This window comes from Streptomyces hygroscopicus subsp. hygroscopicus, from assembly GCF_001553455.1.
In the GTDB taxonomy this organism is placed as follows: domain Bacteria; phylum Actinomycetota; class Actinomycetes; order Streptomycetales; family Streptomycetaceae; genus Streptomyces; species Streptomyces hygroscopicus.
The window spans coordinates 1-10,923 of record NZ_BBOX01000014.1; the positions used below are offsets into that span (position 1 = coordinate 1).

Annotated in this window: 6 protein-coding genes and 2 pseudogenes; 4 read left to right on the plus strand and 4 right to left on the minus strand. The window is 72.7% G+C overall.

What is annotated here, in order from left to right:
* Positions 1 to 1,637 (minus strand): GAF domain-containing protein (locus AXW62_RS02715; protein WP_159060798.1); only part of this gene is annotated, 1,637 nt, incomplete at its 3' end.
* A gap of 435 nt (positions 1,638 to 2,072) precedes the next feature.
* Here AXW62_RS02715 and AXW62_RS02720 point away from each other — a divergent pair.
* Positions 2,073 to 2,489: pseudogene (locus AXW62_RS02720) on the plus strand (DUF7144 family membrane protein); the annotation flags it as partial.
* A 324-nt stretch (positions 2,490 to 2,813) separates the two neighbouring features.
* Here the strand turns inward: AXW62_RS02720 and AXW62_RS02725 are convergent.
* Entirely contained in the window at positions 2,814 to 4,007 is a 1,194-nt protein-coding gene (locus tag AXW62_RS02725; RefSeq protein WP_060943063.1) for a PP2C family protein-serine/threonine phosphatase, read from the minus strand.
* Between the two features lie 218 nt (positions 4,008 to 4,225).
* Between AXW62_RS02725 and AXW62_RS02730 the strand changes: the two genes are divergently transcribed.
* A complete protein-coding gene (locus AXW62_RS02730; protein WP_060943064.1) occupies positions 4,226 to 5,764 on the plus strand; it encodes an ATP-dependent DNA ligase in 1,539 nt (512 codons plus the stop codon).
* A 356-nt stretch (positions 5,765 to 6,120) separates the two neighbouring features.
* Here AXW62_RS02730 and AXW62_RS02735 read toward each other — a convergent pair whose 3' ends face one another.
* A complete protein-coding gene (locus AXW62_RS02735; RefSeq protein ID WP_060943065.1) occupies positions 6,121 to 6,336 on the minus strand; it encodes a hypothetical protein in 216 nt (71 codons plus the stop codon).
* A 99-nt stretch (positions 6,337 to 6,435) separates the two neighbouring features.
* On the opposite strand from AXW62_RS02735, the gene ligD reads away from it, so the two are divergent.
* On the plus strand, positions 6,436 to 7,404 hold the full coding sequence (gene ligD, locus AXW62_RS02740) for a non-homologous end-joining DNA ligase (RefSeq protein ID WP_060943066.1): 969 nt from the start codon (positions 6,436 to 6,438) through the stop codon (positions 7,402 to 7,404).
* Positions 7,405 to 7,420: 16 nt separating this feature from the next.
* On the opposite strand, the gene AXW62_RS02745 is transcribed toward ligD, so the two are convergent.
* Positions 7,421 to 9,526 carry a PhoX family protein gene (locus tag AXW62_RS02745; protein ID WP_060943067.1) on the minus strand — a complete coding sequence of 702 codons (2,106 nt, stop codon included), beginning with the start codon at positions 9,524 to 9,526 and terminating at the stop codon, positions 7,421 to 7,423.
* Between the two features lie 271 nt (positions 9,527 to 9,797).
* Between AXW62_RS02745 and AXW62_RS02750 the strand changes: the two are divergent.
* Positions 9,798 to 10,923 (plus strand): annotated as a pseudogene (locus tag AXW62_RS02750) (hypothetical protein); the annotation flags it as partial.

Below are 10,923 nucleotides of genomic sequence, written 5' to 3' on the forward strand. Positions count from 1 at the left end.
TCCGCCGGCAGATAGCGGAAGGCCACGTCCAGCGCGCTCTGGGCGGGCAGCGCGCGGGGCAGCAGACTGCGCTGCAGGGTCACCGCCATGGTGTGCTCACGGGTGTAACGGCGAGCGTTGTCGATACAGACGGCGGCGTGCGAGGCCAGTTCCTCGGCGAGGGAGACCTCTTCCTCCTCGAACGGCTCGCGCTGCTTCGTCCGCCAGAAGTTGACCACGCCCAGCAGCACGCCCCGGGCCCGCAGCGGCACGGTGACCAGCGACCGGACCCCGTATTCGATGACCTTGGCGGTCTGCTCCGGGTCCTGGGCCTGCCAGCCGGCGGCCTCGGAGAGATCCCTCTCCACGGTCGGCCGGCCCATGGTCAGCCCCCCTGCCTGGGGCGAGGACGGGACGAGCGAGAACAGCCGGCCCACCGGATAGAAGGGGTGGTCGGACCGGATGCCGTGCACCGCCGCCCGGCGCATCCTGGCACCGTCGGCCGCCCGGGGCTCATCGCCGCGCGATACGGGCTCGGCCAGGTCGACCGTGACGAAGTCGGCGAAGCGGTCCACCGCCACCTGCGCCAGCTCCTCGGCGGTCCGGCCCACGTCGAGCGTGGTGCCGATCTCCACGCTCGCGTCGTACAGCAGCTTGAGCCGCTTCTGCGCCACTTCCGCGCGGCCGGACAGGGCGCGCAGTTCGGTGGTGTCGCGCAGGGTGGCGACGCTGCCGGGCGGGCCGCCGTCCCGGTCGGTCAGCCGGTTGTTGATGGCCAGCAGCCGCTCACCGGCCACCAGTACCTCGTCGGTGACATCGCGGCCGGCGGCCAGGACGTCGGCGACATGGGGCTCCAGGCCCAGATCGTCCACCTGCCGTCCCTCCGGCCGCGCGGGCAGGCCGAGCAGCCGGGACGCCTCGTCGTTGGCGAGCACCAGCCGGCCGTCGCCGCCGACGATCAGCACGCCCTCGCGCACCGAGTGCAGCACCGCGTCGTGGTGCTCGTACATCCGCGTCATCTCGACCGGGTCCAGCCCCCGGGTCTGACGCCGCAGCCGCCTGCTCACCAGCGCGGTGCCGCCGGTGGCGAGGGCGAGGGAGACGGAGACGGCGCCGATGAGGAGCGGCATCTGACGGTCGGCGAGCCCGCTCACCCTGCGGATCGTCATCCCGGCGCCCACCACGCCGACGACCTTGTGACGGCTGTCGAAGATCGGGGCGACCGCCTGCATCGCCGGGCCGAGGGTCCCCGGGCGGCTCTCGGTGATGGTGTGGCCCCGCAGCGAGGGGCCGATGGTGCCGATGAACTGCTTGCCGATCCGGTGGGGGTTGGGGTGGGTGAGCCGGATGCCCTTGGGGGTCACCACCACGACGAAGTCGAGCCCGGACCGCTTCCGGGCCGCCTCCGCCTTGGGCTCGAGCACCTTGGTCGGATCGCGGCTCCGCATGGCCTGGGCGATGCCCGGTGAGTTGGCGAAGGTCTCGGCGACCGCGATGGACCGGCCGCGGGCCTCCTCGGTGGCGTCGTGCCGCACCTGGAGCACCAGCGCGGCGGTCGCCGCCGCGCCGAGCAGCAGCACGATCACGAGCTGGAGAACGAAGACCTGGCCGGCGACGCTGCGGACGCTCAGCCAGGATCTGACGCGCCGGCCAGCCACCTCCGGGCGCTCCCGGCGCCGACTCCGTGGGCGCCGACCGGGGAACACGCGGACAGCCCACGATCGACCCATGAACCGGGCCATACCCATACATCTACACCGCTGATTCCCGGAAGGCGAATCTCCGCCTTTCACGGTCACACGCCCACCGCATTCCGCATACGTCTCGGGATGGGGCCCGCACGCAGGGGGGCGGACCGCGTACAGGGGACGGACCGCGCACAGGGGGCGGACCGCGCACAGGGGACGGACCGCGCACAGGGGGCGGACCGCGTACAGGGGGCGGACCGCGCACAGGGGGCGGACCGGTCGCCCTCGCGGCGAGCGACATGCCGAACGCGGGGCTCTGTGTAAACCTGAAAAAGGGCAATTCACCCCCATCGCCGCGCATCGGTGCCGCGCGGGCGCCGATTGCGCCTGACGAAGGAGCCCGACATGGCCAGTCACGTCGGTGGAGTGCAAGCAGGGGCCGCACCGGGCCACGCGCACCGGGCGGTGAGCGGATGGCTCGTCTTCGCGGCAGTCATGATGATCTTCGGTGGTGCGATGAACCTGCTGCAGGGCATCTCGGCCATCCGGACCGACAGCGTCTTCCTGGTCACGCGGAGCTATATCTTCCAGTACGACCTCTCCGGATGGGGCTGGGTCCACCTGGCCATCGGTATCGCCCTCCTGGTCGCCGGATTCGCGGTCTTCACCGGCGCGATGTGGGCCCGCGTCACGGGAGTGGTGCTGGCCGGTCTCGCACTGGTGGCCAACTTCCTGTGGCTGCCGTACTACCCGGTCTGGGCCACGGTGCTGCTCATCATCGACGCCCTGGTCATCTGGGCGCTGTGTGCGGGGCCGAGCCGAGGCGGCGCGGGACGAGCCGAGATGGGATGGACCGAGAGGGGACGGCCCGAGGCAGGGCGGCCCGAGGCAGGGCGGCCGGACACGGGGCGGCCCGAGGCGGGAGGCCCCGAGACGGGACGCACCGCCTGACAGCCGCCGCCCCGCCCCCGCCAGACGGACGCCGCCCCCGCCAGACGGACGCCCCTCGCCAGACAGACGCGGCACCCGGTTTCCCGTCCGGGCACCTGGCCGGTCCCTCGGAGGGCCCGCCCGAGCGGTCCGGGCACGGCTCCCTCAAAGCCCGATCACGCTCAGAACCCGGTCACGCTCAGAACCCGATCAGGCTCAGAGCCCGATCACCACGAGAGCGGTGTCGTCGGCGGCCGGGCCGCCGGTGACGCCCAGGTCGGCCAGGATCGCATCGGCCATCGGCTCCGGCCTCAGCCCGCGGTGCCGGGCGAGGCTCCGGATGAGCCGGGTCAGCCCGACGTCGATGTCCTCCTCGCGCCGCTCGATCAGCCCGTCGGTGTAGAGCACCAGCGTGGCCCCCGGGGCGTAGCCGACGGCGGCCTGCGGCCGGGGGACGTCCTCGGAGCGGGCGCCCAGGGGCGGATCCGTCGCCTGGTCCAGCACCTCCACGGCACCCTGGACCTGGAGCAGCAGCGGCGGCGGATGGCCCGCGCAGCTGTAGGTGACGGTATGCGCGACGGGGTCGATGACGACCTGGACGGCGGTCGCGGCCAGCGCCCCCTCGACGAACCGCGCATAGCGGCCGAGCACCTCCATCGCCTGCGCCGGCCCCTGCGCGACGCGGGTCGCCGCGGAGAGCGCGCTGCGCAGCTGCCCCATGACGCACGCGGCCTCCAGCCCCTGGCCCACCACGTCCCCGACCGCGACGGCGATCCGGCCGTCGGACAGATCGGTCAGCTCGTACCAGTCGCCGCACACATTGAGGGATCCCACGGCCGGGCGGTAACGCACGGCCGCGTACGGATGCTGCTCCGGCGGGCTCGCGGGCAGCATCGACTGCTGCAGGGTGAGCGCGGTCTCCCGCTCGCGGGCGTGTGCCTGCCGCAGCCACTCGTTGAGTTCCTGCAGCTCGCGGGCGCGGATGTAGAGGTCCGCGTCCATGTTCGCGGTCCGCGGGCCCAGGCCCTCGTCCGGTGCGGCCCCGCCCTCGCGCCCCCGGATGAAGGACGTGACGTCCTCCACCCGGTGGACGATCAGCTCGACGCTGCCGTCCCGGCCGCGCACGGGGGAGTTGATCTGGCTCCAGTACCGCTCCTCGAAACCGCCCGCGGGTCCGGCCACCGGGATGTCGTACCTCTGCAGCGCCATCGCGTCCCGGTCCCCCGTACTCAGCACCCGGCGCAGCGAGGCTTCCAGATTGCGGGTGGCGGTGGACTCGGGGTCGGCCGGGTTGTCGGGGAAGGCGTCGAACACATAGCGGCCGATCAGTTCCTCGCGGGTGCGCCGGGTGACGTTCAGATAGCTGTCATTGGCCGCGACGATCACCAGATCGAGGCCCAGGACGAGCATCGGGCTCGGGGTGGCCTCGAACAGGTTTTCGTAGTCGATGTGCTGTCCCGTGGCCCGCTCCCTGTGTGTGCACCGCCGCGCCTGTCCCCTATGACGCCTTATGTGCCAATGTATTCCTCTTCCGTCCCTCGAGCCCGCCGGACCCGGACCCGGACCCGGAACAAGAGACGCAGCGCGGACGTCTGGCGGCCGGGCGGGACCCGGGGCAGGCTGGAGCCATGCTGCTGGCTGATGTCGCGCGGACCTCCCGCCAGGTCGCGGCCACCTCCGCCCGCTCGGAGAAGATCGCCGCGCTGGCCCGGCTGTTCCGGCGGACGGAACCGGCCGAGGCGGCCGTGGTGATCACCTATCTCGCGGGCAAACTGCCGCAGCGCCGCACCGGAGTGGGCTGGTCCACCCTGCGGCAGCCGCAAAAGCCCGCCGCCGAGCCGAGGCTGGCGGTGCTCGACGTGGACGAGACCCTGACCCGGGTCGCGGCGGTCTCCGGCACCGGTGCGACGGCGGCCCGCAAGCGGCTGGTGAGCGGGCTGCTGTCGGCCGCGACCAAGGAGGAGCAGGGCTTTCTGCTCGGCCTGATCGGTGGGGAACTGCGGCAGGGGGCGCTGGAGGGACTGGCCGTGGAGGGACTCGCCGAGGCGGTGGGAGCACCGGCCGCCGAGGTACGGCGGGCCGTGATGCTCGGCGGTTCGCTGGGCGCGGTCGCCGAGGCGCTGCTGGCGCGCGGCCCGGAGGCGCTGGCCGACTTCCGGCTGGAGGTGGGGCGGCCGGTGCTGCCGATGCTCGCGCAGAGCGCCAAGGACCTCGACGAGGCCATGGACCGGCTGGGGCCGTGCGCGGTCGAGGAGAAGCTGGACGGGATCCGGGTACAGGTGCACCGGGACGGCGCGGACGTGCGGATCTACACCCGTACGCTCGACGAGATCACCGAGCGGCTGCCGGAGGTCGTCACGGCGGCCCGCGAACTGGCGGTGGACCGGGCGATCCTCGACGGCGAGGTGATCTCGCTGGACGCCGAGGGGCGGCCACGGCCGTTCCAGGAGACCTCCGGCCGGGTCGGCTCCCGGCTGGATGTGGCCGGGGCGTCGGCCGCACTGCCGCTGTCCCCCGTCTTCTTCGACCTGCTCGTCGTCGACGACCGCGATCTGCTCGACCTGCCGACCCACGAGCGCCATGCCGAACTGGCCCGGATCACCCCCGGGCCCCGGCGGGTACGGCGGCTGGTCGCCGGGGACCCGGCGGACCCGGAGACCCGGCGGGCGGCGCGCGAGTTCGCCGCGGACGTCCTGGCCCGGGGCCATGAGGGGGTGCTGGTCAAGGCGCTGGAGGCACCGTACGGCGCGGGCCGGCGCGGGGCGTCCTGGCTGAAGGTCAAACCGGTGCACACGCTGGACCTGGTGGTGCTGGCGGCGGAGTGGGGGCACGGCCGCCGCACCGGAAAACTGTCCAACCTCCACCTGGGCGCACGGAAGCCGGACGGGACGTACCTGATGCTGGGCAAGACCTTCAAGGGGCTCACCGACGCGATGCTGGAGTGGCAGACGGAGGTGCTGCTGGGGCTCGCGGTCAGCGACGACGGCTGGGTGGTGCGGGTGCGGCCGGAGCTGGTGGTGGAGGTGGCCTTCGACGGGTTGCAGCGCTCGTCCCGCTATCCGGCGGGCGTCACGCTGCGGTTCGCACGGGTGCTGCGCTACCGCGAGGACAAGCCCGCGGACCAGGCGGACACGGTCGAGACGGTGCTGGCGCTGCGCGGCGCGTGACCACGGGGGCTCCCCGTATCCGGCCGGTGGGGGTCGCCCTCTCGGTCGTGCACGGCGGAGGTTGTGCGCTTGGTAGCGCCCTTGGTCCGGTCGCGCACACTGCGTCGCGCTCTTCGGCTGTCCGCTACGCCGGGACGGTCACGGGTCGCACCAACGACCGTCCGTCCCCGTGGTCCATGGGACGACCGTTCGCTTCCCCCCGGCCCGCCCCCGCCCGTGGGCCCAGGGGCGGCCAGAGCCCACGGGGCGGCTAGCACCCGGACGACGGCGAGGCCGCACGGGACGGGCCGGGGCCTACGCCGACGCACCCCAGAGGGGCCGGGGCCTACGCCGACGCACCCCAGAGGGGCCAGGGCCTACGCCGACGCGTCCCAGAGCGGATCGAGCGGATCGAGCGGATCGAGCGGATGCGCGGGGTCGTACGACGCGCGCTCCCCGGCCCGGGTGAAGGCGCCCCGCAGCCCCTCCAGCCGGGGCCCGGTGCCCTTGACCAGTTCGACGGCGCGCAGCCCACGCCCGTGGGCGCCCCCGGGATCGCCCGCCGCGTCCGCGAACCCCTTGGTGACCAGCATGCGGCCGCCCAGCGGCCCGGAGCGATCCGGGTCGCGCCATGAGTTCCCCCGCCTGGCTGCGGGGTTTGGTCAGCGGCCCAGCGGTTACCCGCGTCCGATATGAGCGAGAAGCGGACCGATGCACGGAACGTCAGGGCAGGGAACCGCACCGTACGGATCAGCCGGCCGGAAAAGTTGCTCTTCCCCGACGACGGGATCAGCAAGTGGGATCTCGTCGATTACTACCGATCGGTCTCCCGGCGCATCATTCCGCAGTTGCGCGGCCGTCCGCTGATGATGGAACGCCATCCGGACGGAATCGGCGGCACCCCGCTCATGCAGAAGAACGCACCCGACCACTTTCCGGACTGGGTGCGGCGCGCGGTCCTCCCCAAAGAAGGCGGCAAGGTCACGCACGTGGTCTGCGACGACACCGCGACCCTGCTCTACCTCGCCGACCAGGCGTGCGTCACCCCGCACCGCTGGCTCTCCCGCGCCGACCGGCCCGACCACCCCGACCGGCTGGTCATCGACCTCGATCCGCCCTCGCCCGAGAAGTCCGGTTCCGAGGCGTCCGGTTCCGAGGCCGGTTTCGAGGAGGTGCGCTGGGCGGCCCGGCGCTGCTGCGCGCTGCTCGGCGAGCTCGGGCTGCCGGGGCTGCTGATGACCACCGGCTCCCGCGGACTGCACGTCATCGTCCCGCTGGACCGCCGCGCCGACTTCGACACCGTGCGGTCCTTCGCCCATGAAGCCGCCGGTCTGCTGGCCGCCCGCCACCCCGACCGGCTCACCACCGAACCGCGCAAGGCCAGCCGGCGCGGACGGCTCTACCTCGACGTCCAGCGCAACGGCTACGCGCAGACCGCCGTCACCCCGTACGCGGTGCGCGCCCGCCCCGGGGCCCCGGTCGCCACGCCCATCGACGCGCGGGAGCTGGACGATCCGGAGCTGCGCTCCGACCGGTGGACCCTGCGGACCGTCGGCGAACGGCTCGCGGACGACCCCTGGGCCCGTACGGACACCAGGGGCCGTTCCCTGCGCGCCCCCCGCGAGCGGCTGCGACGGCTCGCGGAGGACGAGGCGGGCTAGCGCGAGCGCGTGAGCCTCATGCGCCGATGGTGCCGCCGTCGCGCCGCCAGACGCTGATCACGGACGGCCGGGTCAGCTTCCCCGGGCCGTCGGGCCAGGTGGACGCGGGCTTCTCCACGCTCGCGCCGTCCTTCTCACCCGGATGCTGCACGGCCACCAGCACCCGCCGCTCCTGCACGATCGGGCCGCAGGTCTCGGCCCCGGTCGGCACGGTCAGGAACTGCTTGACCTCACCGCGGCGGCTGCCGCCGGTAGCCACGCCGAACAGCCCGTCGTGGCTGCCGAGCGCGTTGCCGTCGGTGGAGATCCACAGATTGCCGTACGCGTCGAAGGTGATGTTGTCCGGGCAGGAGATCGGGCTGACCTGGTCCTTGGGGAAGCCGCCGAAGTAGGTGCCCGGGTCCTCGGGGTCGCCGCAGACCAGGAACAACCGCCAGGAGAAGCGGGTGGAGCCGGCGTTGTTCCAGCGCTCGGTCAGCTCCAGGATCTGCCCGTGCTTGTTGGCGTTGCGCGGATTGGCCTCGTCGGCCGGGGCCTTGCCCGCCTTGCCGCGGTCGGTGTTGTTGGTCAGCGCGATGTAGACCCGGCCGGTGCGCGGGCTCGGCTCGACGTCCTCGGGGCGGTCCATCTTCGTCGCACCGGCCTTGTCGGCGGCGATCCGGGTGAAGACGTACACCTCCTCGGCGGTCATCCCCGGCACGAACGAGCGGTCGCCGCTGGCCAGCGGGATCCACTCACCGGCACCGTCGAACTCGCCGTCCCGCGGCAGCTTTCCGGAGCCGTCGATCTCGGTGGCCGGGCTGTCGCCGGTGAACTTGGCGACGTACAGCGTGCCCTCGTCCAGGAGGGTGCGGTTGTGCTCGCGGGCGGTGCGGCTGTTGCCCTTCATCATCCGCTTGGACGAGACGAACTTGTAGAAGTAGTCGAACTTCTCGTCGTCGCCCATATAGAGGACCGGACGGCCGTCGGTGGTCAGCCGGGGTTCGGCGGCCTCGTGCTTGAAGCGGCCCAGCGCGGTCAGCTTGCGCGGGGTGGACTCGGGGTCGAACGGGTCGATCTCGATGACCCAGCCGAAGCGGTTGGTCTCGTTCGGCTCCTTCGTCACGTCGAAACGGTCGTCGAACCGTTCCCACTTGCGCTCGGAGGCGGCGCCGGTGATGCCGTACCGCTTGAGGCGGGCCGCGGTGACCGGGTCGGTGACCGCGTCGCCGCCCGCGAAGTACTGGTTGAAGTTCTCCTCACCGGAGAGCACCGTGCCCCACGGCGTGATGCCGCCGCCGCAGTTGTTGAGCGTGCCGAGGACGCGCCTGCCGGTCGGGTCGGCGGAGGTGCGCAGCAGCTCGCTGCCCGCCGCCGGACCGGTGACCTCGAATGGAGTGGTCGCGGTGATACGGCGGTTGAGGCGGTGGCGCGGCACCGCGGTGAGCCGGCCCAGCCCGCGCTCCTCGGCCGTCACGACCACCGACAGCCCGTGCGCGGCCCAGCCGATCTCGGCCTGCTCGCGGGTGGGGTTCTCCGGGTCGTAACCCGAGAACATCAGCACCTCGTCGGTGTACTCGTGGTTGACCACGAGCAGCTGGTGGTCGCGCTCACCCGGGACGTCCAGCACCGCCATGTAGTCGTTGTTGTAACCGAACTGGCCCGCCTGGGCCTTGGCACTCTGCCGGTCCGGGTCGAACGCGGGGGCACCGCGCAGGATCGGGTCGCCCCAGCGGATCACCACGTTCTGGTCATGGCCCTCGGCGACGACCACGGCGTCCTCGGTGTTGGGCGCGACCGGCGAGAAGCGGAGGCCGCGGGCGGCCCTGCCCTTCGCCGCCGCGGCGGCGTTGTCCGCGGTGGCCGCGGCGGCGTTGTCCGCGGTGGCCGCGTGGTGCGTCGCGGCGGACGCCTGCGGCGCCCGCTCCAGCGCCACGGCCCCGGTCGCGGCCGCCACGGTCATCACGGCCCCGGCCCGCAGGAGGGAACGGCGCGACGCGGCACCGGCGATGACATCGCCCACGTAGGCGTTGTCGCTGGTGTTCGGCGCCTCGTGAAAGCAGGCGTCACCACAGCGGTACCGGCAGGTCAGCGCGGAACGACCGCCCGGGTGCGAGCTGATGAGTGGCAGGAGGTTGCGCACGTCTTCCCCTCCGTAAGGGTGTCACGTATGGGCTTCGCAGGGCCCCGCATGGGCAGTCCGCCGACGCGGTAGGCGCCGACATGACGTCGGAATCCTTCGGCGGCGAAGCTATGGGCGTAGAACCGCGCGACGGCGAAGAGCGCCTGAACCCGAGGTGAACGGAGCGCGAGCGGAATCGGCGGAAGAGGGCCGCCGACCGGCCCGCTAGCCTTTCGGCACCACGGCCATGCACCGCCATGCACCGCACTCGAACACGTGAGAGGTATCTCCCATGGGCATACGGGACCTACTGCGCAAAGTATTCGGACGCTCCCGAGCCACGGGGGTGGAGGATTCTTCTGCTGCGCCGGAGGAGGCGGTTGTCCCGGACCCCCAGTCACCGGAGCCGGAGCCCGAGCAGAAGGCCGAGCAGCGGACCGACCAGAAGACCAGCCACAAGGCCAACCAGACGACCAAGCCGGAGCCCGAGCCGAGGACCGAGTCCACGCCCGCATCGGCGGAGGCCGAGGCGACTGTGGCTACGGACTCCGTGGGCTCCGTGGGCCCTACGGACTCTACGGACTCCCTGGACGACGAAACCGCGCACGATCCGGCCCTGTCGACCCCGCTCAAGTCCCTCGACGAGATCCTGAAGACCCCCGTTTCCGAGGACAAGCACACCCAGGAGCCCGAGGCCGAGGCCACCGCCGTGCCCGAGACGGCAGCACCGGCCGACCAGAAGGAAACGGCCGCCTCGGAACCCACCGAGCCCACAGCGGAGACGACCACCCCCAAGCCCGCCGCCGAGCCCAAGGCGGAGGCCGAGGCGGAGACCGAGGCCGAAGCGGAGCCGACCGCAGAAGCGAGTGCCGCCACCGAGCCCAAGGCCGAGGCCGAAGCGCAGCCGACCGCGAAGCCAAGCACCGCCACCGAACCTGAGCAGGACCGCGCGCCGGAACCCACCGAGACGGTCACGGCAGCCGAGGCGGAGGCCGCCGCCACCCCCGAAGCCACGTCCGAGGCGGAGACCAAGGCAGAGGCCGACCGTGAGCGGGAGGCCGCCGCGCCGCAGGCCAACGCGCCGCAGGCCGACGCGGACGAGCCCAAGCCCGCTGCCGAACCCGAGGACGAGTCACCGGCGGACAGCGCCGCGCCCAAGGCCGAAGCCAGCACCACCCCGGCAAGTGAGGCGAGCACCGACGACACCGAGCCCAAGGCCGGGGCCGAGCAGGCCAGCGCGCCGGAACCCACCGAGGCAGCGACGGAGACCACCGCCTCCGCCAAGCCCACGACCGAGAGCAAGACCGACGACGAGCCTGCCGTCACCGCACCGCAGGCCGACGACGAGCCGACCGCCACCGCGTCCCCACAGGCCGACGACGAGCCCACCGCCGAGGCCGACGCCAAGCCGGAGGCCG

Coding starts and splice junctions, on each gene's coding strand:
- AXW62_RS02725 (WP_060943063.1), bottom strand. CDS start 4,007: ATGCTCGTCCTGGGCCTCGATCTGGTGATCGTCGCGGCCAATGACAGC.
- AXW62_RS02730 (WP_060943064.1), top strand. CDS start 4,226: ATGCTGCTGGCTGATGTCGCGCGGACCTCCCGCCAGGTCGCGGCCACC.
- AXW62_RS02735 (WP_060943065.1), bottom strand. CDS start 6,336: ATGCTGGTCACCAAGGGGTTCGCGGACGCGGCGGGCGATCCCGGGGGC.
- ligD (WP_060943066.1), top strand. CDS start 6,436: ATGAGCGAGAAGCGGACCGATGCACGGAACGTCAGGGCAGGGAACCGC.